This window comes from Paenibacillus lignilyticus, assembly GCF_017942085.1.
Classification (GTDB): domain Bacteria; phylum Bacillota; class Bacilli; order Paenibacillales; family Paenibacillaceae; genus Paenibacillus_Z; species Paenibacillus_Z lignilyticus.
In genome coordinates, this window is the sequence record NZ_JAGKSP010000033.1 from 1 (window position 1) to 25,070 (window position 25,070).

At 51.2% G+C, this 25,070-nt stretch carries 22 protein-coding genes and 1 pseudogene; 13 read left to right on the plus strand and 10 right to left on the minus strand.

Annotated features, from left to right (window positions below; all coding sequences use genetic code 11):
• Both I8J30_RS31330 and I8J30_RS31335 read right to left on the minus strand, forming a co-directional pair.
• A pseudogene (locus tag I8J30_RS31330) lies at positions 1-608 on the minus strand (two-component sensor histidine kinase); the annotation flags it as partial.
• Entirely contained in the window at positions 605-1,588 is a 984-nt protein-coding gene (locus I8J30_RS31335) for a substrate-binding domain-containing protein (RefSeq protein ID WP_210664294.1), read from the minus strand. The gene I8J30_RS31335 and the pseudogene I8J30_RS31330, both read right to left, overlap by 4 nt.
• 196 nt (positions 1,589-1,784) lie before the next feature.
• On the opposite strand from I8J30_RS31335, the gene I8J30_RS31340 reads away from it, so the two are divergent.
• From I8J30_RS31340 to I8J30_RS31365, 6 genes are all read left to right on the plus strand, one after another.
• A complete protein-coding gene (locus tag I8J30_RS31340) occupies positions 1,785-2,198 on the plus strand; it encodes a VOC family protein (protein WP_210664295.1) in 414 nt (137 codons plus the stop codon).
• A 139-nt stretch (positions 2,199-2,337) separates the two neighbouring features.
• On the plus strand, positions 2,338-2,595 hold the full coding sequence (locus I8J30_RS31345) for a hypothetical protein (RefSeq protein ID WP_210664296.1): 258 nt from the start codon (positions 2,338-2,340) through the stop codon (positions 2,593-2,595).
• Between the two features lie 181 nt (positions 2,596-2,776).
• On the plus strand, positions 2,777-3,103 hold the full coding sequence (locus I8J30_RS31350; RefSeq protein WP_091215596.1) for a PadR family transcriptional regulator: 327 nt from the start codon (positions 2,777-2,779) through the stop codon (positions 3,101-3,103).
• A gap of 1 nt (position 3,104) precedes the next feature.
• Positions 3,105-3,512, plus strand: a complete 408-nt coding sequence (locus I8J30_RS31355; protein ID WP_210664297.1) for a permease prefix domain 1-containing protein — start codon at positions 3,105-3,107, stop codon at positions 3,510-3,512.
• Positions 3,513-3,524: 12 nt separating this feature from the next.
• On the plus strand, positions 3,525-4,157 hold the full coding sequence (locus I8J30_RS31360; RefSeq protein WP_210664298.1) for a hypothetical protein: 633 nt from the start codon (positions 3,525-3,527) through the stop codon (positions 4,155-4,157).
• Between the two features lie 57 nt (positions 4,158-4,214).
• Positions 4,215-4,751, plus strand: coding sequence for a GNAT family N-acetyltransferase (locus I8J30_RS31365; protein ID WP_210664299.1), 537 nt, complete (start codon positions 4,215-4,217; stop codon positions 4,749-4,751).
• 1,474 nt (positions 4,752-6,225) lie between these two features.
• Here the strand turns inward: I8J30_RS31365 and I8J30_RS31370 are convergent.
• The 4 genes from I8J30_RS31370 to I8J30_RS31385 all read right to left on the minus strand — a co-directional run bounded on the left by I8J30_RS31370 (position 6,226) and on the right by I8J30_RS31385 (position 11,431).
• Positions 6,226-7,461, minus strand: a complete 1,236-nt coding sequence (locus I8J30_RS31370; RefSeq protein WP_210664300.1) for an aminopeptidase — start codon at positions 7,459-7,461, stop codon at positions 6,226-6,228.
• Positions 7,462-7,614: 153 nt separating this feature from the next.
• Positions 7,615-9,333, minus strand: coding sequence for an ABC transporter ATP-binding protein (locus I8J30_RS31375; protein WP_210664301.1), 1,719 nt, complete (start codon positions 9,331-9,333; stop codon positions 7,615-7,617).
• 47 nt (positions 9,334-9,380) lie between these two features.
• Positions 9,381-10,394: a FecCD family ABC transporter permease gene (locus I8J30_RS31380; protein WP_210664302.1), complete on the minus strand. Its 1,014-nt coding sequence runs from the start codon at positions 10,392-10,394 to the stop codon at positions 9,381-9,383.
• Complete coding sequence (locus I8J30_RS31385) at positions 10,394-11,431, minus strand: FecCD family ABC transporter permease (RefSeq protein WP_210664303.1); 1,038 nt, start codon at positions 11,429-11,431, stop codon at positions 10,394-10,396. Before I8J30_RS31385 ends, I8J30_RS31380 begins: the two co-directional genes overlap by 1 nt.
• Before the next feature lie 192 nt (positions 11,432-11,623).
• Between I8J30_RS31385 and I8J30_RS31390 the strand changes: the two genes are divergently transcribed.
• Complete coding sequence (locus I8J30_RS31390; RefSeq protein ID WP_210664304.1) at positions 11,624-13,525, plus strand: terpene cyclase/mutase family protein; 1,902 nt, start codon at positions 11,624-11,626, stop codon at positions 13,523-13,525.
• A 91-nt stretch (positions 13,526-13,616) separates the two neighbouring features.
• On the opposite strand, the gene araA is transcribed toward I8J30_RS31390, so the two are convergent.
• Positions 13,617-15,128, minus strand: a complete 1,512-nt coding sequence (gene araA, locus I8J30_RS31395) for an L-arabinose isomerase (RefSeq protein WP_420831267.1) — start codon at positions 15,126-15,128, stop codon at positions 13,617-13,619.
• A gap of 308 nt (positions 15,129-15,436) precedes the next feature.
• On the opposite strand from araA, the gene I8J30_RS31400 reads away from it, so the two are divergent.
• Positions 15,437-15,760, plus strand: a complete 324-nt coding sequence (locus I8J30_RS31400) for a helix-turn-helix domain-containing protein (RefSeq protein ID WP_091215574.1) — start codon at positions 15,437-15,439, stop codon at positions 15,758-15,760.
• On the opposite strand, the gene I8J30_RS31405 is transcribed toward I8J30_RS31400, so the two are convergent.
• The gene (locus tag I8J30_RS31405) at positions 15,744-17,858 is read right to left on the minus strand and encodes a sensor histidine kinase (RefSeq protein ID WP_210664306.1); all 2,115 of its coding nucleotides are present in this window, start codon (positions 17,856-17,858) and stop codon (positions 15,744-15,746) included. The two genes, I8J30_RS31400 and I8J30_RS31405, sit on opposite strands and share 17 nt — an antisense overlap.
• Before the next feature lie 80 nt (positions 17,859-17,938).
• On the opposite strand from I8J30_RS31405, the gene I8J30_RS31410 reads away from it, so the two are divergent.
• Genes I8J30_RS31410 through I8J30_RS31425 form a run of 4 tightly spaced genes read left to right on the plus strand, consistent with a single transcriptional unit; the run spans position 17,939 to position 21,614 of the window.
• Positions 17,939-18,667, plus strand: coding sequence for a response regulator transcription factor (locus tag I8J30_RS31410; protein ID WP_210664307.1), 729 nt, complete (start codon positions 17,939-17,941; stop codon positions 18,665-18,667).
• Positions 18,654-19,520 carry a class I SAM-dependent methyltransferase gene (locus I8J30_RS31415; RefSeq protein WP_091215567.1) on the plus strand — a complete coding sequence of 289 codons (867 nt, stop codon included), beginning with the start codon at positions 18,654-18,656 and terminating at the stop codon, positions 19,518-19,520. Before I8J30_RS31410 ends, I8J30_RS31415 begins: the two co-directional genes overlap by 14 nt.
• Before the next feature lies 1 nt (position 19,521).
• Positions 19,522-20,271, plus strand: coding sequence for an RluA family pseudouridine synthase (locus I8J30_RS31420; RefSeq protein ID WP_210664308.1), 750 nt, complete (start codon positions 19,522-19,524; stop codon positions 20,269-20,271).
• A gap of 5 nt (positions 20,272-20,276) precedes the next feature.
• Complete coding sequence (locus tag I8J30_RS31425; RefSeq protein ID WP_210664309.1) at positions 20,277-21,614, plus strand: CapA family protein; 1,338 nt, start codon at positions 20,277-20,279, stop codon at positions 21,612-21,614.
• 235 nt (positions 21,615-21,849) lie between these two features.
• Here the strand turns inward: I8J30_RS31425 and I8J30_RS31430 are convergent, their stop codons facing one another.
• Positions 21,850-22,257, minus strand: a complete 408-nt coding sequence (locus tag I8J30_RS31430; RefSeq protein WP_091220254.1) for a MarR family winged helix-turn-helix transcriptional regulator — start codon at positions 22,255-22,257, stop codon at positions 21,850-21,852.
• Between the two features lie 197 nt (positions 22,258-22,454).
• Here I8J30_RS31430 and I8J30_RS31435 point away from each other — a divergent pair, with 197 nt between their 5' ends.
• Complete coding sequence (locus I8J30_RS31435; protein ID WP_177245690.1) at positions 22,455-22,622, plus strand: hypothetical protein; 168 nt, start codon at positions 22,455-22,457, stop codon at positions 22,620-22,622.
• Positions 22,623-22,625: 3 nt separating this feature from the next.
• Here the strand turns inward: I8J30_RS31435 and gyrA are convergent, their stop codons facing one another.
• On the minus strand, positions 22,626-25,067 hold the full coding sequence (gyrA, locus tag I8J30_RS31440) for a DNA gyrase subunit A (protein WP_210664310.1): 2,442 nt from the start codon (positions 25,065-25,067) through the stop codon (positions 22,626-22,628).
• Between the last annotated feature and the right edge of the window lie 3 nt (positions 25,068-25,070).

Sequence of the window (25,070 nt, forward strand, 5' to 3'; positions counted from 1 at the left end):
GGCTGCGTTACGCTGTTTACGAACCGGAAGGAGAAAATAAGCAGCATTAACGATACGAGCGCGAGGGTCCAGAAGCCCATCTTGAGCAGATCATCGCTGCGTTTGATAATTTTGCGGTAGAAGGCATTATAGGTCTTCTGTTCCCCGCTGATCAGCGTCAAAGTCGCTTCCGATATATATTTCGAAATATTGGATGCCTCATCGAATTTCTTCGCTACCTCATCCTCATTGTTGTCCTTCTGGAACCGGACCGCCAATCCCATCGCTTCCGCCTGACTCTCCAACATATGCTGAAAATTGTCGAGCAGCATGGCATTGTTCGCGTTGCGCAGCCAATTGAGCTCAGATTTGGTGTGCAGCAGTTTATTGCTATCGTCGAAATACTGCTGCAGGCTCTCCTGGGACAGCGAAATCCTGTAATTGTTGAGTGAAGTGAGCGCTTGCTGGCTTTGCTCCGAGGCTTGGTTCATCAACAGATAGCGCTGCAGAATCTCGTTATATTTCTCCACCGTCCGCTGATTAAATAAATTCATCGACAGCCAGATGACCGCCATGATGATCCAGATTAGAATGGACAGCAGCATCATTTTGTTACGGATCGTGTTCACTTCGCCCCACCTCCGTCCGCGGAAGCGGCAACAACGCTAATCGGCGTAAAATAGCGCTTGTTCAGCGGAAGCTGCTCGCTGTCCAGCCAGCGTTTCATCAGATCGACGCTCATCTGCCCCATTTCCTCATAATGCTGGGACAGGCCGGATTCAATCAGTCCTTCTTGGATCAGTTTGACCGTTTGCGGAGAATTGTCGAACATAAACACGTCATAACCATGCGTTCGCGAGCGGGAATCGCCGGCCTGAACAATGCTTTTCCCGGAGTCGGTCGGAAGTCCGATGAACGCGTTCACCTTCGGATAATGATTCAGAATATCATTGGTTTGGGCATTAGCCTGCACATGCTCGTTGTCCTTGGACGCATAAACCAGTTGAATTCCCTTATATTGTGCCAGCACCTCTCGCAAACCTTTCTGCCGAAGCTTGTCCGTGTCCGAGCTCTCCATGTTCGTAATGACCCCAATAATCCCCTGCCCGTTCAATGCTTGCGCAATATGTTTGCCCATGACGATGCCTTCTTGATAATGATCCGAGCCGACATAGGTTTTGCGCAAGCTCCCGGGCGCATCGGAATTGATCATCACAACCGGAATTCCCCGAAACGTCGCCTTATTAATGATTTGCACAAAATCGGGCCGATCCACGCCTTCAATAATGATGCCATCCACTTTGGAAGCGATTGCAATATCGACCTGCTTAATGAGCTCCTCGACATTCGAGCGGTATACGCCCCAGAAGTCAATCAACATCCCATGGCTTGCGGCCGCCGAACGAGCGCCCTTCTGGATTTCATTCATCACATAGCTGCCCTGCTCTTGCGAAATGATGACAATATGCGGAGAAGTCTGGTTGTCCGCGCTCTCCATGTTATCGGACAAATCCAGATCGTCATTACGATATAACATCAAATATAAAGTAATTGTCAACGCCACCAGGCAGATGGCCACAAAAAGGGTAAAGAAAATAGGTTTTTTCATATTTTCTCCTAAGCAATTAGCGATTTTCACGTAATTCTATCACGATTCATCTATTCTGCACAGTTATCCTCCGAACGGCGTTAATAAAGCGCAATAATGACCGGATACACTCATGTTTTCTAATCCGGCGGTAAATGATACAATATGGCAATGAAGACCAAAATTCTTCATCCAAACCACTGAAGGAGTGAACGGAATGTCAGTTGATGCATACCTGAATTTTCAAGGAAATACCCGCGAAGTAATTGAATTTTACGCGGAAGTCTTCAATACCGAAATTACGAATTTGACGACATTCGGCGAAATCCCGCCGCATCCTGATCATCCGCTGCCTCCGGGCATGGAGAATGGCATCATGCATGCCCGCATGCAAGTACTTGGAAGCAACCTCATGTTCTCGGATACATTCCCGGGTATGCCTTTTACGATGGGCAACAACATTACCCTTGCAATCGTATCGGATGATGCTGACGAACTTAGACGTATTTACGCGAAACTCAGCGAAGGCGGATCCAACAGCATGCCGCTTCAAGAAACGTTCTGGACGAAGCTGTATGGCATTACAACGGATAAATTCGGCATCACATGGCAGTTCAATCAAGGACTGTAACTTCGATAACGGAACGGGACAAGCCTCTTGATGGCTGTCCCGTTTTTTCTATCTTAAATTCGTGCACTCGTCTACCTGACATACACATAATCACCTCTTAGATAGATTCATATAGTGTACAAATAGGATGGGAGGATGCATGATGGGAAGAGTTCGCAGCGGAAAGACGATTATCAACATCACCTACAACATTACGATCCACAACGATCATCGTCGATTTACCTGGATCCAGAAGGCTCAGAGCGGTGGGCAAATCAACAAGGACGTAGGATTTAACGCCAACCAAGGCGGCCAGAACGCGGTGAATCGCAGCAAAAACATTCAAAAAGGACCGCGGCCGGACAATGCGACGACCAGCGGACTGAGCGGCGTTTGGTTAAGTAAACTGGTGAAATAACAGCGATGCAGAGCGTCCATAGGGGCGCTTTTTTCTTTGTTTGGGAGGGATAGCTCATTATTACTTTGACACATAGAGTAATCTGTGATAAATTTACTCCATCAGATAGAACTATGTCAGATAGAGCACTATGTGGCAGAGTAAATCACAGATCTATTTATTTTGTACAGGAGGACCATACATGATTCGAAGTGATATCATTCGCGGACATCTCGATGCGATCATTTTGCGGCTGATTTATGAAGAAGACCGCTATGGCTACGAGATATCCAAAGAAATCAGTTTGCGGACCGGGGATCGTTTTCAAATCAAGGAAGCCACACTGTATGCGGTTTTTCAAAGGCTGGAGCGTAAAGAGCTGATTGAATCGTACGTTGGCGACATCTCGCACGGCAGCAAGCGGCGTTATTACAAGATTACGAAGCTCGGCAAGGCTTACTTGAAGGAAACCGTTGAAGAATGGCATGAAATCAAAGAGATCGTTAATATTTTCATGGAGGGATTGTAGGATGAAGAAGATTAGTGCGCATGTTGAGGAATGGTTTCAAGATATACCGGACAGCGAACAGAAGCAATCGATGCAAGAGGAAATTACTCAGAATTTAGAGGAAAAGGTTTATGATCTGATGCGACGCGGCAAGTCCGAGGAAGATGCGATCAATAAAGCCATCGTGGAGTTCGGCGATATCTCCGATATTAAACTGGAATTCGGCGCAAGCAGTAAAGATCCCGTTTCGGCACGAAAGCAATATGGCTTGCATTTAGGTTTCTCGCTCTGGGGAAGCGGATTAATCGTAGCCCTTATGCTGTTCATCAACGTTTACTACACGCCGAACGCGATTTGGTTTGTATATCCTACATTTGCCGTCGCTTGGTGGCCGCTTGTCATGTTCTACAAGTGGCTCGGCTGGAAATAAGGAGGTCGCGAAATGACAAGTCCCCGCGTCGCTTTTGCCGTGATGGGCAGTCTGATGAGCATCGCTTTTCTCATTCTTGTCAACCATCTGACATCGCCCGGCTATCTGTGGGTCATCCACCCCGCTTTCGCCATTATCCAATGGCCGATCGCGATGTACTTTGCTGCTTCCGGCAGGCTTAAAGCCTACTCCGCCGTAACCAGCTTGCTGATTATTTTGTACCTCATCGTGGAGAATCTTTCGCAAAGTCCCGAGCATCCGTGGTTCTTGTATCCGGCTTTCGCCATTATTTGGTGGCCGATCATCATGTATGCCGGCCGCTTCGCCGGTACGCTTCGCATGGCACTGATCGGCAGCTTCTGCATCATTATTTCGTACGGCGCACTGAATTTGCTCCTGTCGCCTCAGTTTCCGTGGATCATCTTCCCTGCTTACGTCGCCCTTTGGTGGCCGATGTCCATTTACTTCAGCCGCAGCCGCAAATGGTTCGAGTATGCCCTCTGTGCCTCGCTGCTTACCAGCGCTTTGTTCATTGTATTGAACGCCGTTACGTCACCTGACCATATCTGGGCGGTCTATCCTATTTTCGCCGTTATCTGGTGGCCGCTCAGCATGCATTACTACGCGAAACGCCCTCCTATTTGATCGTTTTAGGCGCATGATGCTACAATGGTATCAAAAACGCGAAACGGAGAATTGCATATGCCATCATACATCATGAAAAATAATCAGGCCAACGCACGTATTCTGGTATCTCAAGCTGTAGCAGCCGATGCCCCTGCCGTCATGGAGCTTCTAGTCGGTACGGCTACCTGGCTGAAGAGTAAAGGCTCTACGCAGTGGAGCGCCCTGCTGAGCGGTGACGATCACCATGACGTAACCGGTCATATCGACAAAGGCGAGCTGTTCCTGTTCAAGGATGGCGACGTTCTGGCCGGCATCGTCCTGCTGATGCAAGTTCCCGGCGATTGGGATCATGGCTTATGGGGCAAGGAAGGTCACGAATCGATCGTCTACCTGCACCGCTTGGCGATCAACCGCGAATACGCGGGCCAAGGCCTCGGAGAGGACATTGTTCGCTGGGCCGAGGAAGGCGTATCGTTCCCAGGGAAAGATCGCATCCGGCTCGACTGCATCGCAAACAACGCAAAGCTGAACGCCTTCTACAGCGGTCTCGGCTATACCTACAAAGGAACTTCGCCGAGCGGATTCTGCTTGTACGAGAAATTTTATAGCTAATTAGCAGAGTAAAGCTGTCTTAAAAGTGTATATCACTTTTGAGGCAGCTTTTATTTTGCTCGCGGCGGGCTGGAATCGCCTGGCGTTCCAAGCTAGAACTACCGCAATGCGGTCGATTCGATAAGCCGATTGCTAATCGTTGCAGGATAGGTATCGTTTCACTCTATCCGGTGGGTAAAGGGTAAGCATGGTTAAATGCTGGTCAAGCTGCAACTTGCCTATGCGATGTGACAGCCTAATGCAGGACTAGCTTTTCTCGCGTGAACGAACTCCGGAGTACCTTACCTCTACCTCTACCTCTACCTCTACCAGCTAATTGACGGCATCCGAAATTCTAACGAATCGTACAGGTCTTATTTGCTCCAAAAAGCCCGATTTGGAATTCTAACGAATCCTACAGGTCTTATTTGCTCCAAAACCCCTGCATTTCTGCGTTTTTCTGCTAAATAAGACCTCTGTGATTCGTTAGAATTTCTTAGGTGCCGATTTCTACGAAATAAGGCTTCTACGATTCGTTAGAGCGTCGAGGACTGGGGTGAAGTTGATCAAGTTGACTGAGGTAGCTCGGCATGGGGGTGCTGTAAAAACAATGGTCAAGCGAATTTGGCGTGAGAATGATATATGGTTACTGTTCAAGCGACTGTTTGGCGTGGGGCTGCTGCAAAGTTAGTGGTCGAGCGACTATTTGGCGTGGGGATGATGTATGGTTACTGTTCAAGCTACTGCTTGGTGTAGGGCTTCTGCAAAGTCACTGGTCGGGAGACTGTTTGGCGTGGGGCTGCTGCATAAATACCGGTAAAGAGCCTGCTCGGCGGGGGCTGCTGCAAAGTACTGGTCGAGCGACTGCTTGGGGCCGGGGAGCGATTACTATCGAAAGATTATCAAGCGACAGCCGAAAGTTCTCGTTCCCTAAAATCTAACGAATCGTACAGGTCTTATTTGCCCCAAAAAGCCCGATTTGGAATTCTAACGCATCCTACAGGTCTTATTTGCTCCAAAACCCCTGCATTTCTGCGTATTTCTGCTAAATAAGACCCCTGTGATTCGTTAGAATTTTAGAGGTGCCCATTTCTACGAAATAAGGCTTCTACGATTCGTTAGAGCGTCGAGGGCTGGAGTGAAGTTGATAAAGTTGACTGAGATAGCTCGGCGAGGGAGCTGCTCCAAAGTTACTGGTCAAGCGAATGTTTGGCATTGGCAGACTGCTGTAAAATGACTGGCTGAAAGGCTGCTTCGTGGGGGCTGCTGTCGAGAGGCTGTTTGGCGAGGGATGCTACCTAGTCATTGGCCAAGCGACTGCTCCGCGAGGGGCTGCGGCATAGTCACAGGTCAAGCAACTGTTAAGATAGCAGGATAAAACGGCAAAAAGGCGGCAAAAGGGTATAACCCTATCGCCACCTTTCCAATTCAAGGTGCTCCCTTCATGACAAGGAACTATCACTCGGATGATGGTGCCTAACAGCAAACCGGGCTGCTAGAATGCCCAGTTTCCGCCGCGGAACACCGGTTCCGTTGTGCCGTCTTGCAGTACACCGTCGATATCCAAATCCTCGGTGCCGATCATAAAATCAACATGCGTTAAGCTGTGATTTAGGCCGCGTTCTGCAAGCTCTTCTTTGCTCATGGATAAGCCGCCTTCTATGCAGAACGGGAATGCGAAGCCGATGGCCAAATGGCAGGCTGCGTTTTCATCAAACAACGTGTTGTAGAACGTCAGGTTCGTATCCGAAATCGGCGAACGGTAAGGAACGAGCGCAATTTCGCCCAGATAGTGAGAGCCTTCATCCGTTTCAACCAACCCTTTGAGCGCGTCGTAACCTACTTCAGCTTGATACGAGGTAATACGTCCTTCCGTGAAGGTAATCGAGAATTTGTCAATCAGATTGCCGTTGTAGCTAAGCGGCTTGCTGCTGACAACTGTTCCGTTCACGCTTGTACGCAGAGGCGATGTGAATACTTCCTCGGTTGGCATGTTCGGGATAAAGGTTGTCCCTTGTCCGTTACGTGTCCCCGCGCTAACCCACAGATGACCCTCCGGAAGTCCGATTTTCACATCGGTTCCCGCTGAACCGCGATAACGCAGCTCTTTGTATCTGCGCTCGTTGAGCCGTCCTGCCTTGGTGCGCAAATTGTCCGCATGCTCGCGCCAAGATTGAACCGGATCAGCCGCATCCACCCGCGTGGCTGCGAAGATCGCTTCCCACAGAGCATCGACGCGCTCCGCGGCAGGAAGTGCGGGGAATACCTTCTCCGCCCATTCCGGTGTAGGCACGGCAACGATCGACCAAGCCACTTCATTGCTCAGCGTAAACTTACGGAACGGCTGCAGCGCGGCTTGTTGGGATTTGGTTGCAAGCCCCACCCGCGAAGCATCGATTCCGTTTAACAAATCCGGATTCTCGGCAACGACCCACAAGAAAGCAGCGCCTTCTTCAGCCAAAGCCACACGTCCCTTTGCATGCCATTCCGGATAATAGGATAGCCCTTCTTCCGGCGATTTCTCCAGGCGCGTACGTGTAATGATCTCGTCCATCCAATCGACATGGACATAGCTTGCTCCTATTTCATAGGCATGTTTCGCCACTTCTCGGACGAACTCGGCTGCGGCGATTTGCGAAATAATACAGAGCTTCTGACCGGGCTGAACGTTAACTCCGACCTCTACGGCAAGTGCCGCGTATTGCTCCAGACGATGTTGGAATGATTTCATGTTATCGACTCCTTTATGTATGGCTGATTGCTCCATTCCTGAACCTACCCTAATACCGATACCCATTATACCAGCGCGTGATTGACAGATGCAAAAAAACACCTGAACGGCCTCCCTATAGTCGGCAACCGTTCAAGTGTCCTATCTCGTCTATCATGTCATTTGAAATTGTGCATGATGCAGTCTGCTGTAATGGCCGCCGGCTTCAAGCAGCTCTTCATGTTTGCCTTGCTCCGACACGCCGTCTTCGGTAACAACGACGATACGGTCGGCATTCTTAATTGTTGCCAGACGATGCGCGATAACCAGCGTCGTACGTCCATGCGACAGCTCTGCAAGCGACTGCTGGATCGCGGACTCCGTCTCGGTATCCAGCGCTGAGGTGGCTTCATCCAGAATAAGAATTGGCGGGTTCTTGAGGAACATCCGCGCAATGGCAACGCGCTGCTTCTGACCGCCGGATAACTTCACGCCGCGCTCGCCCACGATGGTGTCCAACCCATCCGGCAAGGACAGGATGAACGATTCGAGCTGAGCTTGCTTCGCAGCTTGCATCAATTCAGCGTCTGTCCCATCCATCTTGCCGTACTTGATGTTATCGCGAATCGTGCCCGAGAACAGGAATACATCCTGCTGGACGATGCCGATTCCTTTGCGCAGTGAGTTCAGCTTCATGTCGCGGATATCGCGTCCGTCGATCGTAATGCCTCCCGCGTCAACGTCATAGAACCGCGGCAGTAAGCTGCATAACGTCGTCTTCCCGGCTCCGGAAGGACCGACGAACGCCACCGTCTCGCCTTCATGGATGATCAGATTAATATGCTTAAGCACTTTGGATTCATTTTCATAGCCGAAGCTAACATCTTTGAACTCAATATTGCCGCGCAGGTTCTCTACAACGACAGCGTTAGGACGATCCGCGACTTCCGGATCGGTTTCAAGCAGCTCGACATACCTTTTGAAACCTGCGAAACCTTTCGGGTAGCTCTCAATAACCTGATTGATTTTCTCAATCGGTCCGATAAACACGTTTGCCAGCAATAAGAACCCGACAAACTCCCCGATCGTCAGCTCTTGCTGAATAACGAACCAAGTGCCGCAAACCATTACAAACAACGTAACGAAACGTTTCAGCACGTAACTGATCGAAATATTGGCCGCCATAATCTTGTAGGACAGCAGCTTCGTCAGACGGAAGCGAAGGTTGTTAACTTGGAATTGCTCTTTCTCGAATTCTTCGTTCGCGAAGGATTGAACGACACGCATACCGCCGACATTATCTTCGACGCGCGCATTAAAGTCCGCAATGTCGCTGAACAGCTGATGGAACGCTTTCGTCATCTTCTTGCTGAAGAAGATTGCCAGCCATATCATGAGCGGCACAAGGACAAAGGTCAAAAGCGCCAGCTTCCAGTTGATGAACATCATAAGCGTGAATGCGCCAACCAGCGTCATCACGGCGATAAACAAATCTTCCGGCCCGTGATGAGCCATTTCGCCGATTTCCATCAAATCATTGGTAAGCCGAGACATTAAGTGGCCTGTCTTATTGTTATCAAAGAATCGAAATGAGAGCTTCTGAATATGATCGAACAGTTTGCGGCGCATGTCGGTTTCGATATTGATACCCAGCATATGCCCCCAGTAAGTAACGACGTAATTGAGCAGTGCGTTTAAAGCATATATCGCAAGCAAAGCGATGCATGCCCATGTGATAAGGCCCCAGTCCTTGCCCGGAAGCAGCTTATCCACGAATTGATTCACCGCAATGGGGAAGCCAAGCTCCAGGAATCCGGCGAAGATCGCGCAGCAGAAATCCAGATAGAACAGCCCCTTATAAGGCTTATAATAAGACATAAATCGTTTAATCATAGCAGATAATACCCTCCTTTTTCTGTTGATGATGTTGTATAAAATTGTTATTTAGCCCGCGTGAGCAAATAAAGAAAATACGGCGCCCCGATAATGGCAACCACGATGCCCGTTGGCACATCGTACATACGAGCAAGCGTATCCGAAATAATGAGCAGCAGCCCGCCGGTAATCGCCGAAGCCGGCAATAAATACGTATGCTGCGGACCAACAAGTCTGCGCGCCAAATGAGGTCCGATCAACCCGACGAAAGCGATGCCGCCGCCAACCGCCACGCAGGAAGCGGCCAGCGCGACCGCAGCCCCGTAGAGATACAACCGTTCGCGATTGAGTGCTGTACCAAGGCCGGAAGCCGTTTGATCCCCCAAATTCAACACATCCAGCACGCGCGCCTTGTAATAGACAAAAGGCAGAAGCACCACGATCCAAGGCAATAACGCCAGGACGAAACGCCAGTCCATACCCAGCATGCTGCCCGCAAGCCATACCTGTACGAACTTGAATTGATCGGGATTGAGCTTCAGCGTCAATACGAGCATGAATGCTGAGATTCCCGCTGCTACCGCGATTCCGACAAGCAGCAGCCTGATCGTCGAAATGCCGTGATGACGCCTATAGGAGAGACTGTAGATGAGCGTCGCCGTTGCTCCCGCCCCGATCATGGCAAGCAGAGGCAGCAGAAATATGTCATGGTTTATCGGTTTTACGGATATATACAGTATGACGATCAGTCCCGCTCCGGCGTTAATGCCGAGGATGCCGGGATCGGCGAGTGCATTTCGCGTAACCCCTTGCAGGATGCAGCCGGACACCGCGAAACCGGCGCCGATCAGCAGCGACATCACGATTCGAGGCAGACGGAACTGATACAAGATCAGCTCCTGATTGGCCGTTCCGGATCCGAATAGGGTATGTATCATATCGCTTGGCGATAGCCGCAGCGTGCCTGTACTCATACTCAGAATGAATACGATAATAATGAGAGCGCCCATCCATCCCATAACGGTGAAAGCCCGCTTCTTCCGTGCCCGCTCTGCAGGAGTTGCCGTAAAGACTGTCATTACAGCTCCCTCCTTTCATTAATGGCTAAGTAGAGGAAGAAAGGAACTCCTATAACTGCAATGAGTGCGCCCAGCGGGGTTTCAGAGTACGGATTAAACAAACGCGCCCCGATGTCAGCCAAGATGAGCAGCAGCGAACCGAGAACGGCAGAGCATGGGATGATCCAGCGGTAATCAACGCCAACCAAATATCGCGCAATATGCGGAATAATGAGTCCAACGAATCCGACAGCCCCTACAACACTGACTGAAGCTCCTGCCAGGATAAGCACCAGAATGGTTCCGATCAGCTTAATCAGTCCTGTGCGTTGTCCGAGGCCGATCGCGATATCTTCACCGAGGCTTAACAGTGTAATCGAACGCGAAATCATGATCGCAACGACAATGCTGCCGAGCACCCAAGGCCAAACGATATGTATTTGCGCCCACTCTACGCCTGACATGCCGCCCGCAAGCCAGAAAGCGAGCTCCCGACCTACCTGATAATGAATGGCGATCGCATCGCTAATGGCGAGCAGCAATGCGGTTACGGCAGCACCTGCAAGAACGAGACGCACCGGTGTCAGTCCGCCTTTGACAAATGCCCCTGTCCCAAATACTAGTCCTGCAGCGGCGGCCGCGCCGAAGAAGGAGAAGAACATGAGATTCACGAACGACATCCCCGGAAAGAACGCAAAACATACGGCCAGCAGAACGCCAGCGCCTGCATTAATACCCAGCAAGCCTGAATCTGCCAGCGGGTTGCGCGTCATTCCCTGCATGATTGCTCCGGCTGTGGCAAAAGCCGCACCTGTGAGCGCTGCAGCAAGCACGCGCGGAATCCGAAGCTCCCGGATGATTTGATGAGGAGTCAAATCCGTATTAAAGTGAAAGAGCGCATCCCATACGGTCGATAACGACGTATCTGCGGCACCTACACATATCGAGATTGCGGCTGTTAATCCAAGTGCAAGTGTACCGAAAATTAATATAAACAGGGCAGCTAGTGGCCGGGACTGTATGACCGGTTGCTGTGAGGGCGAAGAATGAACGTCCACTTCAAATAAACCACCTTTTCACGATGACGAACTTATAGCCAGATTACGATCATTGAGAATTATTTTCATTTCCATAATAAAGAGTTCAGCGCCGCTTGTCCATTTATTTGCGGAATGTTTCCTAGGAACGTGCGACATGTATGCCAAAAAAGATCGCATTCTTTGAACAAGTCTTAGAGAGAGGTGACTCTCATGGACCAACGTATGGATCTCGGGATTGCCAGACTGGTACATCATTTGCTTCGTAAACAAAGCCATGATGGAAGCTGGCGGCTTCATTTTATCGATGGCGGAACGACCACAGACGCGGCTGCGGTCATGCTTCTGACTAGCAGCGGCATTCAGAAGCCCGCGTTAGTCGCTTCCTTATGTTATCGAATCTTAGCCAAGCAAGACTCAGAGGGAGCTTGGCGCGTATATCCCGACGAAGAAGGCGGCAATCTTGCCGCGACGGCAGAGTGTTATTTTGCCTTGCAATTCGCCGGATTATCACCTTCCGATCCTCGGATGAAGCAGGCTCGCGATCGCATAGTCGAGCTCGGAGGGCTCTCACGCATCAACAGTCTGTTGACTAAGTTTCTGCTCGCGGTCGTCGGGCAATACGAATGGCCGCGCTGGTTCCCTGTTCCGCTCTCGCTTCTGCTGCTGCCACCAAGTTCACCGCTTCATTTCCATCAATTCTCCGGGTACGCCCGTGTTCACATGGCCCCCATGATGCTGCTTGGATCTGTCAAGCCTGCGTTCTCCTTACCTCACATCGAACCCTTCCGCTCCCATGATGGGGACATGTCGATTCATCAGCTGGCGGAGCAGCGGAACAGCTGGCAGCAGCATATCCATATGCGAATCCCTTCCATCACCGGACTATCGCCTCTTACTGCCCTAAACAAGCAAGGCGCCGTTCGCGCGCAGCAATACATGCTCGATCGAATTGAACCGGACGGTACTCTGTACTGCTATGCCACCGCGACTATTCTAATGATTCATGCGCTGCGTGCACTGGAATTCGACATCCGCCATCCTATTATTATGAACGCAGTTGCCGGGCTCGAATCACTGCTGCTTCGCGATAATGGACAGCAGACCATGCAGAACACGACCTCAACCGTATGGGATACCGCTTTAATCAGCCACGCGCTTCAAGATGCAGGCGTCAGCCCGAATCATCCGAGCATACGATCCGCCGGAACTTACTTGTTGAAGCACCAGCATGCCAAGCTTGGCGACTGGAAGCTGAACGTGGAGCATCCGCTGCCCGGCGGATGGGGCTTCTCCGATTCGAATACGATAAATCCGGATATCGATGACACAACAGCAGCTTTGCGCGCAATTGACAGCCTCACGCACGATGCACCCTACCTGAAAGCCCGTGAACTCGGTTTGCAATGGCTGCTGTCCATGCAAAATTCCGACGGCGGCTGGGCTGCATTCGAACGCAACGTGAACAGTCGAATTGTCAGTTGGGTGCCGCTCGAAGGCGCAGAGGATGCGGCTACAGATCCATCGACGCCGGATTTGACCGGCAGAACGCTTGAATATTTAGGCAAGCACACCGGCCTGACAACCACTCACCACCACTTCATGCGCCGAGCTGCAGATTGGCTGTATCGTGCACAGCAGGCGGACGGCTCCTGGTACGGCCGCTGGGGCGTATGCTATATCTATGGCACTTGGGCCGCGCTCACCGGTTTGATCGCCGCCGGGGAGTCGACTAACCATCCACAGATTCGTAAAGCCACCGAATGGCTGCTGCGCATCCAACTCCCGGATGGCGGTTTTGGCGAATCCTGTCGCAGTGATCATGTGAAGCGATATGTCCCGCTCACATATTCGACGCTCTCACAAACCGCCTGGGCTCTCGATGCATTAGTCGCGGCTAACGACCGGCCTATACCTGCCATGGAGCGAGCATGCGATTTCCTTCTGCGGGCATTGGACTCGGATGCCCCGCTCCCGAGGATGTATCCGACCGGGGCAGGTTTACCGGGTTATATCTATACGCGTTATGAGAGCTATCCGCTCGTATGGCCGCTCCTCGCACTTGCGAATTATCGCGGCAAATTTGGTGGCAGCACGGCCTCTTCCACCACCTGACACCTGCCGCCGCGAGAAAAAGGGACTATTCCGCACACACGCAATCGTGTTGACGGAATAGTCCCTAAGCCAAGTAGTGAAATAAGTGCGATTAACGCTGCAAACGCCAGTACATATCGTTCAAACGAAGTTCATTGCGGAACGCTAGCGGATTCGTCGAGTTATCGATGATCACACATTCAATGCCGGTCATCTCCGCCCAGTCGACCAACTGCTCGGCCGTAACCTCATACGAGAAGACCGTGTGATGCGCGCCGCCCGCGCGGATCCACGCTTCTGCGGAATCTTTAAGCGATGGCTGCGGTTTCCATAATACGCGCGCAACCGGAAGATTGGGCATATCATGCGGCGTTGCGACTGCATCGACAATGTTCACGATGAGGCGGAAACGATTGCCGACATCGATAAGCGATGCATTCACGGCTTGGCCGCTGCGACCGTTGAAGGTCATGCGGGCCGGGTCAGCTTTGCCTCCGATACCAAGCGGATGAACCTCAAGACGAGGTTTGCCGTCAGCGATCGTCGGGCAAATTTCGAGCATATGCGCGCCGAGAATGAGTTCATTGCCCGGCTCAAGGTGATACGTATAATCCTCCATAAAGGACGTCCCTTTATTCCCGGCAATCGTCTTCATTACGCGAGTCAGCGCTGCTGTCTTCCAGTCGCCTTCACCGCCGAAGCCATAACCTGCCTCCATCAATCGCTGTACGGCAAGCCCGGGAAGCTGCTTCATGCCGTGCAAATCCTCGAAAGTTGTCGTAAACGCGGTGAAGCCGCCTTCTTGCAGGAATGCTTTCATGCCAAGCTCGATGCGAGCCTGTTCCCGGATCGATTCCCATTTCTCAGCGTTCGAACGAGTTTCCTGCGTAATCTCATAACTTGCTTCATACTCGTCCGTCAGCGCGTTCAACTGCTCTTCCGTCACTTGCGCGATATAAGCTGCCAAATCTCCGATGCCGTAGCCGTTAATCGACCAGCCGAACTTGATTTGCGCTTCCACCTTGTCACCTTCGGTTACCGCGACTTGGCGCATATTGTCGCCGAAGCGTGCAACTTTAAGCGATCGGCCCTCGGTAAAAGCAACCGATGTGCGCATCCAGCCGGCGATCCGACCGCGCACCTCAGCATCCTCCCAATACCCTACAACGACCTTGCGAGCAATCCCCATGCGAGCGCCGATGAATCCATATTCGCGGTCACCGTGAGCGGATTGATTCAAATTCATGAAATCCATATCGATGGAATCCCAAGGGATATCGCGGTTAAACTGGGTATGCAAGTGAAGCAGCGGCTTACGCAGCTCGGATAGGCCCGCGATCCACATCTTCGCAGGAGAGAACGTATGCATCCAAGTAATCAGACCCGCGCATTGCTCATCTGCATTAGCTGCCGCACACAAGCTATAAATTTCTTCGGGAGTCGTTAATACCGGTTTGAACACAACTTCATACGTAATCGCTTCGTCGCGATCCAAGCCCTCTGCAATGATGCGGGAATGATCTGCAACCTCAAGCAGCGTTTCCGGTCCATAAAGATGCTGACTGCCGGTAACGAACCAGAATTGATAAGGTTTAACCTGTATCACGTGAATGCGCCTCCTCATGATCTTGAATGAAATCAGCTTGTACGAACATGATAGAAAAATCAAGCATCTTTTCGATCCTCAACCAGACATTTTCGCCCAATTCAAGCTAAATAATCGAGTATGTACAGCCAACAACTTGTACGTACAACCACCAATAACCTCATTGTACGCTCCCGCAGAATTGTTTTCAATACTTAATTATGAATGTTTCTATACTTAACACTTGACATTGATACACTTCGTATCATAAATTACTATTAGTGGGGCCAAAGCGTAGCTTTTTCACTAGAACTAGATGGAGATGATCGATTAAGGAGCCAGAAACTATGACGATGGGAGATCGCTTGAGAGAACTTCGACTTCGGAAGCACATTTCGCAAGAAGAAGTCGCGAGGCAAATTGGCATTACCCGATCCGCTTACAGTCATTATGAAATTAACAACCGCCAGCCGGTCTACGAGACGTTAAAGAAGCTTGCCATTTTGTTTAACGTATCTCTGGACTACATAATCGGCGGAGAGGCTGCAAGACCGGAAACGCCTGTAACTCCAGAAGCGATCGAAATTATCCGTATTCTAAACGGCATGGATCAGGAACGCCGAAAGCAATCCATCGATCGAATGATGGCGGTTATCAGGCAAGCTGACTAACGCTTCGTAGGGTTGCAGGCAGCGCGAACCAGATCATTGTCCCTTTATCCAAGGTACTGACAGCACCGATTGTTCCGCCATGTGCTTCAACAATTTCTTTTGCAATCGCGAGCCCCAAGCCGCTGCCACCCTCGGCTGAGTTCCTGGAAATCTCTTTCTTGTAGAACCGGTCGAAAATAAAGGGCAAATGCTCTTCCTCAATTCCGCTGCCTGTATCGCTAACGGTTACGATCGTCCGGCTTGCCGTCTCATCGAAGAAAAAAGAAAGCGCTATCTCGCCCCCCTTCTCCGTATGTTTGATCGCATTGTAAATGACATTCGCAATGACTTGATCCATTCGCGGCAAATCCAGGCGCAGCATGATGCGGTTCTGTTGTTCCATTTCATGGGCATGTCCCTCCTGCTCGGAGTGCGCGCTGTGAAAATCGCATCTGAACCGCATGCCGCTGCTGACGACGTCAATTTCGTAGAGATCATGCAGCTGTTGAATCCAGTGACTCAGCGGCACATCCGCAAAGTCAAACCTCGTCTGTCCGGCCTCCAGCTTCGTCAGCTCGAACAAATCGTAAATCAGCCGGTTAAGCCCGCCGACCTTCCCGAGCATCATGCGCAGGTAGCGCTGCTGCTGTTCCTCCGTTTTGACCACTCCATCTTGAAAAGCTTCCAAGTACCCTTGCAGCAATGTAATCGGCGTACGCAAATCATGCGAAATATTCGTCATCAGATGTCTTCGCGACGATTCCGATCGATGCAAGACTCGATTCGTCTGCTCCAGCGATTCATTCGCCTCACTCAGCTCCAACGTCCGCTCTTCAATCCGCTCCTCCAAATGCGCATTCAGCTCCCTCAGCTCGCTGGAGACATGCTCAACTTGATACATGGCGCTCGAGAATCTTTTTGAAATAATAAAAGACTGCATCAGCATAAAGAAAAACAATCCCAGCGGTATTAGCTGCGCATATAGAAACCACTCATTGTAGAACAGCATGTCATTAAGCACCGTAACCACGAACACCGCGACCCCTGTCAGAACAAAAGCGGACCCGATTCGCTTGCGGATCTTTGCCGTAATCAGGACGATCAACGTATAAATACTCACAGCCACTACGAAGATTTGAAACAACGCGATTTGCTGCGTGTATACGATTGCAGGGGTGAACAGCACGAATCCGACCAAGAAGGTTCCGATCCCGATTACGAATGGGATGACGCGTTTGGATGCATCCATCGGAAATAACCGATAAACGTACAAATACCCCGCTAATGCACTTAAAGAGAAAGCGATGTATTCGATTTTCATGCCTATCTCCCATGAGATCGGAAGCAGCTGCAAAATATAATTTTCCCCGGTTACGCCTGCTCTTGCGGCAATGAATAAGCATAGCAAGCCAAAATGAATCGTAAATTGCTCCTGCCTGCGGAAAGCGTACAGCCCGATGTGATAAATCCCAATGATAAATAAGCTCCCCAGAATGAGCATTTCCTGGATAGAAGCTTTCATCTGGTTCGCCACGAGCGTGTCGCTGTTGCCCATCTTGAACGGGACCCAGATGCCCCCTTTGCGATGCTGGAAATTGGACACCTGCACGACAAAATCGACCTGTTGCTTGCCTTCTGCGTTAAACGATACAATCCGCGGGAATTGTTTGGCTTCCGAAGAGCTTCTGCTGGTCCCGACCGTGCCTTGCTCGGCAAGCAGCTTGCCGTTGATCCAGAACTTATAGCTGCTGAAAATATTCGGTACGCGCACGGCCAAGACATGATCCGTCGGTTTGATGAGCACCGTTAATTTATAGGTAGCGAAACCTTGTCCGTTCTTAATCCCGCTAATTCCCGGATAACTGTTCCAGGAACGCGGCACCGTTACATGCAAGCCGTTATAACGCATCGCAAGCTCGGGCGTCAGAAGCTGACCGCTGAAGAACGTCCATTCCCCTGTCAGAGGAAGCTCTCCATCGTTTTCAAATGACCAATTTGTAAGATCGAGCACTCCTTCTTTCGCAGCAGGTTTCTCCCCGCCGCTCGGGGCACTGCAGCCCGTTAGCAGGAGTATAGGGAACAGAATGAGGATAAAAGATCGGAATAATCGGCGAATCATGGCAGCCTCCCGGAAAATCGTTGATTGCTCACCCCTCCCTCCATTCGCTATAATAGCCTAGGAAGAGGGGGAAGATGGAGATGAATGGTAGCAAAATTCTTGTCGTTGACGATGAAGCCGATATTACCGAGCTGATTACTTTATATATGGAACGAGAAGGTTTTGAAGTACATACGACGGACAACGGTGAAGATGCCGTCCTGCTCGCAGCCGGACTAAAGCCGGATATGATCCTGCTGGACATCTCGCTCAAGAATCTGGATGGTTTCGAAGTGTGCAAGCACATCCGAGCAATTTCCAACGTTCCCATATTGTTCATAAGCTGTAAGAGCGATGATACTGACATTATACATGGACTTACGGTAGGCGGCGATGATTATATGACCAAGCCTTTCAGTCCAAGTCAGTTGGTCGCTCGCGTAAAAGCGCATCTGCGCCGGCAATCTGTGATCGGTCAATATTCGATCGATCGCGCTGTAGGCGAAGTGCTGGAATACGATGGTTTGCGAATTGATTTGCCTGCACGGACCGTTCATCTGGGCAGCAAAGAAGTCTTCCTATCGGCTAAGGAGTTCGAGCTTCTCGTTCGCCTGGCCAAAACGCCGAACCGCGCTTTTGCGCTCGATGATCTGTACACGATCGTTTGGGGACATGATAGTATGGGCGATACTCGTACATTGATGGTCCATGTCAGCAATTTGCGCAAGAAAATCGAGCCCGACCCTGCTAACCCGATCTATATCGTTACCGTTCGGGGAGTAGGCTACAAATTCAACGCCAAGGAAGGTTACACACATGTACAACGCTGATTTATGGAAAGATTACGAACTACTCGATACCGGCAACGGAGAAAAGCTTGAGCGCTGGGGCGGCTACGTGCTGCGCAGACCCGACCCTCAGGTTATTTGGCCGATCGCGAACGAATCCGGTTTGTGGAAAACGGCAGACGGTCACTACCACCGCAGCTCTTCCGGCGGCGGTGAATGGGAATTCCGTACCAAAATGCCGGAACGCTGGTCCATCTCCTATGGCGAGCTGAAGTTTCATATTAAACCGACCAGCTTCAAACACACCGGTTTGTTCCCCGAGCAGGCTGTGAACTGGACCTGGATGATGGATAAGATCCGCAAAGCCGGCCGTCCAATCCGCGTGCTTAACTTATTTGCCTATACAGGCGGAGCTACGGTAGCGGCCGCCGCAGCCGGCGCCGAAGTTTGCCATGTCGATGCCGCCAAAGGCATGGTGCAATGGGCGAAGGAAAATGCCGAGCTGTCCGGACTTAGCACGGCGCCTGTTCGTTACATAACGGATGATGTATTCAAATTCGTGCAGCGCGAGCAGCGCCGCGGCAGCAAGTACGACGCCATCATCATGGATCCGCCTTCCTACGGACGCGGACCGAACGGCGAGACATGGAAGCTGGAGCAAAATCTCTATCCGTTCCTGGAGTTCTGCACGACGATTCTTACGGAGAATCCTCTGTTCGTGCTGGTGAATTCGTACACGACAGGACTGTCGCCGACAGTTCTTCACAATATGCTGCATATGACGGTTGGCCGCAAACATAAGGGCTCCATCCACTGCGGCGAGATCGGCATCCCTATTTCCGCATCCGGGCTTACGCTGCCTTGCGGTATCTTGGGACGTTGGGAGGGCAAGTAAGATGGGGAATGACCCGATTGCAGCCCCGGCCCCGCTTCTGCCGGTGCTGTATGAGGACAACCATCTGCTTGCCGTCATTAAGCCTCCGGGAATGCTTTCGCAAGCCGATGAAACCGGCGAAATGGATATGGTCACGCTGCTGAAGGACGATCTAAAGGCCCGTTATCAAAAACCGGGCAACGTTTATGTCGGCCTTGTGCATCGTTTGGATCGGCCTGTTGGCGGCGCCATGCTGTTCGCGAAGACGTCCAAAGCAGCTTCCCGCCTGTCGGAGTCCGTTCGCAGCCGCTCGTTCGATAAGCTGTATGTAGCGGTTGTTCATGGCTCCCCTGAGGCAGCTGCAGGCCGATTGCGCCATTTCCTGCGTAAAGATGCCGGCAGAAACATCGTATCCGTTCATCACAAGCAGGTTCCGGATGCGAAAGAAGCCATCCTTGATTACGCGGTAGTCGCCAAACAAGGCGGCCTCTCGCTCATCGCGGTGAAGCTGCTGACAGGCCGCTCGCATCAGATCAGAGCTCAGATGGCCGAAATCGGATGCCCGCTCGTCTATGATCGCAAATACGGAGCTCCCGCCGTTCAAGGCGAACAGGATATTGCGCTATGGTCGACCTCCATCGGAGTCGCGCATCCCGTAACGAAGGAATGGCTTACGATTCACGCACAGCCGCCGAAGACGGAGCCGTGGAGCCGGTTTCGCGATGACGATTTCATCCGGGCACGTTCAATCTTGCCGTTGGAAGGAATGTAGCGCTTATGCATAAACGCACAATATCGCTGCTCGGCCTACTCGTCCTCGCCTTGCTTTTGCTAACCGGCTGCGGGAGCGGACCGCACTTGGAGCCGGATCCCGGCAACCAGCCGGAGACGGTTCAGGAGCCTGCTCCGGAAGTGAAACCTCCACCATCTGAAGCCGAACCTGCCCCAACACCAGAGGACGCTGGTGACGCTGCTAATCAATCGCCAAATGATGACGCTAATTTATCCCAACCTGATAATCAAGACGCTGAGAGCACGCCTCCAGCCCCTGAGAAGTCGGTTGACGCGCTTTGGGTCGCGGTTGGCGACATTATGATGCATATGCCGCAGCTTCCCGGTGCCTATAACGAGAAAACAAAGAAATATAACTTCGAGCATTTCTTTAAGCCAATGAAGCCGATTCTCGAGCAAGGGGATTGGACGTTGGCTAATCTGGAGACGCCGATTGCGGGCAAGTCGCTCGGTTATTCCGGTTACCCGCGTTTCAATGCGCCGACCGAGCTTGGTGATGCACTCAAGTATGCCGGCTTTACAACCGTTACGACGGCTAACAATCATGCGCTGGACCGCGGCGCCAAGGGCATTGCGCTGACGCTTCAGAAACTGGATGAGCTTGGCTTCGAAACGAAAGGAACGGCACGATCGCGAGCAGAGGCCGAACGAATCGTAATTGCCAAGCGCAAAGGGATTGCAATGGGACTGCTCGCCTATACGTACGGCACGAACGGCATTCCGCTGCCCAAGGATCAGCCTTACGCTGTCTCCTTGATCGATGAAGCGAAGATTATCAGCGACATCAAGAAGCTTCGCCAGGCCGGCTCTGATTTCATTACGGTCGTGCTGCACTTCGGCATTGAATATCAGACACAGCCCAATGATGTGCAGAAGAATCTGGCACGGAAGCTGATCGCAGCGGGCGCGGACATTATTGCCGGCTCTCACCCTCATGTTGTACAGCCCTACGAAATCGTTGAAGCGACTGAACCGGATGGCTCCGTCAGAAAAGGACTCATTATTTATTCCATGGGTAATTTCATATCGAATCAACGCGGAGATTCGAAGGATTACGGCGTCGTGTACAGAGTAAACATTCACAAAGACGGTCCTACGGGCAAAACGTCCATTCAGAATGTGGAGGCGCTCCCTACTTGGGTGCACCGGGTAACCAGCAAAGGCGTGACCAACTATAATGTTGTTCCTCTGCAGCAGGTTATTGCATCCAAGTCGCTTAAGGATCTCTCCGGAGCGGATTACTCGACACTCAAACAGATGTACAACCAGCTCATGAAAAGGCTCAAATCGATGTCAGGCAGGCCTTTTCAGGTGACAAGCTAAACAGATAGACTTTAAGAAGCGGCTGTACCGGCATGCAAGATCCGGTACAGCCGTTTTTCTTTATGACCTATTGGATATGAAGTCCTACAGACATAAACTGACGAAGGCTAAAGAATGTTGCAAGGTCAAAGAAACAAAAAGGCCTGCGCGAAGCAGCTCCTCATGGGAACAAGCTGGTGCACCGGCCTTTTACTATTGAGAACTTGCTAATTACTTTACGTATGTACAACCTAACCTACGAGTTGGCTACCTTGCCAAGCAGATAGACCAGCAGCTGTTGATTATGGGAAGAGATCCTGTCGAGCGCTTCGCTGATATAAGCATCGCGAATGGCAATACCGCGCGCAGCTTCTTCCTGTCCCTTCTCGGTCACGGTCACCCATACAATACGGCGATCACTTTCATCTCGATTACGTACGACTAGGCCGCCGCGCTCCATGCGATCAAGCAGCGTCGTGATGGCAGCGGGTGTCGTCTCCAAATAACCGAGTAAATCCGAAGGTTTCATCGGCTGATGCTGCAGCAGCAGCTCCAACACGCTCAGTTGTCCTTCCGTTAATCCGGGAGCCAGTTCTTCCTCGAGATGCGACTTCCATTCCTTCGTCATCTTCATCCACAACCGGGCAAATTCCGCAGAAACGATGACCATCACCCGCCTTCTGTCCGATTTTATCTTATACCTTATTATACCATGCCGAAATGTCGAATATAAGGTTAATGCAGTTAATATTTTGTCTGACTAATCGCTACAATAGAGAACCATTTGACAGGATTAGACATACATTGGTGGTATAGGCTGTTGTACCGGCTCGAAATTAGGAATGGAGCGTGATCCGCACTATGGAGGAGCGCAAGCTCGAACTTGTACGTAAACTTTCGCAGATCGGCATACAAAAAGACCCGCAATGGGTTGACCGGCTTGATGAGCCAGCCCCGTTGTGGGTCGTGCTTGAGCTTATTGTTGAGATGATGGAGAGAAGAGATTCTCCCCACCAGCCATTTGATTGAGCGTTACAAATCAGCGCGAACGAAGAACGTTGTCAATACATCCTTCTTATCGACCGCTGTTACCGCGCGGCCAGTCGATTTCCGATCATCAATCGGCGCTTTCTCCGTCGAAACGATCTGATTCGTGCCGGCTGCCGATAACAGCACCAAATCACGCGCTTCCTTGCAGTGAAGTCCGCCGATGAGCCCAACGCCATTCGAGCGGACGCGAGCGCCTTCTTTAAACTCGAAGGTTGCGACGCCTTTGCCGCCTCGGCCTTGAATCGGATAATCAAGCAGCAAGGAACGTTTGCCGTAACCAAGCTCCGTTAGGACAAGCACTTCGCCTTCGTCCCCCGACACCCACTCTGCGGCGACAATTTCATCGCCTTCGCGAACGGTAATGCCTCGGACACCCGCAGCAACGCGGCCCATCGGATTCACTTCACTCTCAGGGAAACGGATACTCATGCCGTTCTTCGTAATGAGCAGCAGCTCTTTACTGTTGTCGCTAAGCGACACGCGCAAGACATCATCACCGTCAGCCAGCTTTACAGCCGCGATGGCAGTGGAACGCGATGATTTATATTCTTTTAGTTCCGTCCGTTTCACTTGTCCGCGTTTCGTGACGAAAACCAGCGTACGATCCGGCACATCAAAATCCTTCACAGGAATAACGCTAATGATGCTGTCATCCTTCGGCATCGGCACTACGTTAACTACTGCCGTCCCGGTATCCTTCCACTTAAACTCCGGAATTTGATGGACAGGCAGCTGATAATACATGCCTTTGCGCGTGAAGAGAAGCAGCTGGTCAATCGTATTCACGTCAAGCAGCGTGCGAATAACGTCGCCCTCCTTGACTCCTGCGCTTCCCAGCTCGCCGCCGGAACGGGTGAACGACAGCTTAGAAGTCCGCTTGATATAACCGTCTTGGCTAAGCGTAACGAGTACATCCTCAGCAGCGACGATTACCTCAAGGTTAACCTTGAGCTCCTCGACTTCGCCTTGAATGCCGGAGCGACGGTCAATGCCGTATTTCTCGCGAATTTCCATCAGTTCTTCTTTGATAACGGAACGAAGCTTCTTCTCGCTCTCCAGAATGGAACGCAAATACGAAATACGTTTCTGGATATCCTTCAATTCCTTCTCAATCGAAGTAATCTCCAAATTCGTCAGCCGGTACAATTGGAGCGTCAGAATCGCATCTGCTTGGCGCTCGGTAAACGTAAACTTCGCCACCAAGTTTTGCTGAGCGTCCTGCCGATTCTTCGACGCTTTGATCGTTGCGATGATTTCATCCAGCAAGTTAAGCGCCTTCGCCAAACCTTCCAGTACGTGAGCGCGGTCTTCCGCTTTCTCAAGCTCATACTTGGAACGTTCGGTTACCACTTCTCTCTGATGTGCGATGTACGCGGTCAGCATGTCCTTCAGACCGAGCTGCTTCGGCGTTTTGTTCACAATCGCAACCATGTTGAAATTATACGCGACTTGAAGATCTGTTTTCTTCAGCAAATACGCCAGAATGCCCTGCGCATCCGCATCCTTCTTCAGCTCGATCACGATGCGAAGACCGTTACGTCCGCTTTCATCGCGAACCTCCGCGATGCCTTCGACCTTCTTCTCGATCCGAATGTTCTCCATCGCCGTTACAAGACGGGACTTCACGACCTGATACGGAATTTCCGTAACGACGATCTGCTGGCGTCCGCCCTTCATGTCTTCGATCATCGATTTGGAGCGGTGATAAATTCGGCCTTTCCCGCTTTGATAAGCGTCACGGATGCCGTCCTCGCCCATGATGAGTCCGCCCGTAGGGAAATCGGGACCTTTCACAATCTCCATCAGCTGTGCAAGCTCGATGTCCGGGTTCTCCATCATGGCATTGCAAGCATCGATCACTTCACGCAAGTTATGAGGCGGAATTTCCGTCGCGAAACCGGAGGAAATCCCGCTTACACCGTTAACGAGCAGGTTGGGATACCGCGATGGCAGCACAACCGGCTCTTTCGTCGTATTATCGAAATTGTCTTTGAATAAGACCGTTCGTTTCTCAATATCGCGAAGCAGCTCCATCGCGATTGGCGATAGGCGTGCCTCGGTATAACGCATCGCCGCTGCCGGGTCATCATCGATCGATCCCCAGTTTCCGTGGCCATCAATGAGCATATGCCCCATTTTCCATGGCTGCGCCATACGGACCATACCTTCATAAATGGAGGAATCACCGTGCGGATGATAATTGCCCATTACATCGCCGACCGTCTTGGCCGATTTGCGATAGCCTTTGTCAGGCGTGTTGCCTGCATCATACATCGCGTACAAAATACGCCGTTGCACCGGTTTCAATCCGTCTCGTACATCGGGAATGGCGCGGTCCTGAATGATGTATTTGGAATAGCGCCCGAAGCGGTCACCCACGACCTCCTCAAGATACGCCGGCAAAAACTGTTCCAGGATACTCATGCC

What these genes read in the sequence shown, in the direction of transcription:
- I8J30_RS31335 (WP_210664294.1), bottom strand. Translation starts at nt 1,588, where the DNA reads ATGAAAAAACCTATTTTCTTTACCCTTTTTGTGGCCATCTGCCTGGTG.
- I8J30_RS31340 (WP_210664295.1), top strand. Translation starts at nt 1,785, where the DNA reads ATGTCAGTTGATGCATACCTGAATTTTCAAGGAAATACCCGCGAAGTA.
- I8J30_RS31345 (WP_210664296.1), top strand. Translation starts at nt 2,338, where the DNA reads ATGATGGGAAGAGTTCGCAGCGGAAAGACGATTATCAACATCACCTAC.
- I8J30_RS31350 (WP_091215596.1), top strand. Translation starts at nt 2,777, where the DNA reads ATGATTCGAAGTGATATCATTCGCGGACATCTCGATGCGATCATTTTG.
- I8J30_RS31355 (WP_210664297.1), top strand. Translation starts at nt 3,105, where the DNA reads ATGAAGAAGATTAGTGCGCATGTTGAGGAATGGTTTCAAGATATACCG.
- I8J30_RS31360 (WP_210664298.1), top strand. Translation starts at nt 3,525, where the DNA reads ATGACAAGTCCCCGCGTCGCTTTTGCCGTGATGGGCAGTCTGATGAGC.
- I8J30_RS31365 (WP_210664299.1), top strand. Translation starts at nt 4,215, where the DNA reads ATGCCATCATACATCATGAAAAATAATCAGGCCAACGCACGTATTCTG.
- I8J30_RS31370 (WP_210664300.1), bottom strand. Translation starts at nt 7,461, where the DNA reads ATGAAATCATTCCAACATCGTCTGGAGCAATACGCGGCACTTGCCGTA.
- I8J30_RS31375 (WP_210664301.1), bottom strand. Translation starts at nt 9,333, where the DNA reads ATGATTAAACGATTTATGTCTTATTATAAGCCTTATAAGGGGCTGTTC.
- I8J30_RS31380 (WP_210664302.1), bottom strand. Translation starts at nt 10,394, where the DNA reads ATGACAGTCTTTACGGCAACTCCTGCAGAGCGGGCACGGAAGAAGCGG.
- I8J30_RS31390 (WP_210664304.1), top strand. Translation starts at nt 11,624, where the DNA reads ATGGACCAACGTATGGATCTCGGGATTGCCAGACTGGTACATCATTTG.
- araA (WP_420831267.1), bottom strand. Translation starts at nt 15,128, where the DNA reads ATGAGGAGGCGCATTCACGTGATACAGGTTAAACCTTATCAATTCTGG.
- I8J30_RS31400 (WP_091215574.1), top strand. Translation starts at nt 15,437, where the DNA reads ATGACGATGGGAGATCGCTTGAGAGAACTTCGACTTCGGAAGCACATT.
- I8J30_RS31405 (WP_210664306.1), bottom strand. Translation starts at nt 17,858, where the DNA reads ATGATTCGCCGATTATTCCGATCTTTTATCCTCATTCTGTTCCCTATA.
- I8J30_RS31410 (WP_210664307.1), top strand. Translation starts at nt 17,939, where the DNA reads ATGAATGGTAGCAAAATTCTTGTCGTTGACGATGAAGCCGATATTACC.
- I8J30_RS31415 (WP_091215567.1), top strand. Translation starts at nt 18,654, where the DNA reads ATGTACAACGCTGATTTATGGAAAGATTACGAACTACTCGATACCGGC.
- I8J30_RS31420 (WP_210664308.1), top strand. Translation starts at nt 19,522, where the DNA reads ATGGGGAATGACCCGATTGCAGCCCCGGCCCCGCTTCTGCCGGTGCTG.
- I8J30_RS31425 (WP_210664309.1), top strand. Translation starts at nt 20,277, where the DNA reads ATGCATAAACGCACAATATCGCTGCTCGGCCTACTCGTCCTCGCCTTG.
- I8J30_RS31435 (WP_177245690.1), top strand. Translation starts at nt 22,455, where the DNA reads ATGGAGGAGCGCAAGCTCGAACTTGTACGTAAACTTTCGCAGATCGGC.
- gyrA (WP_210664310.1), bottom strand. Translation starts at nt 25,067, where the DNA reads ATGAGTATCCTGGAACAGTTTTTGCCGGCGTATCTTGAGGAGGTCGTG.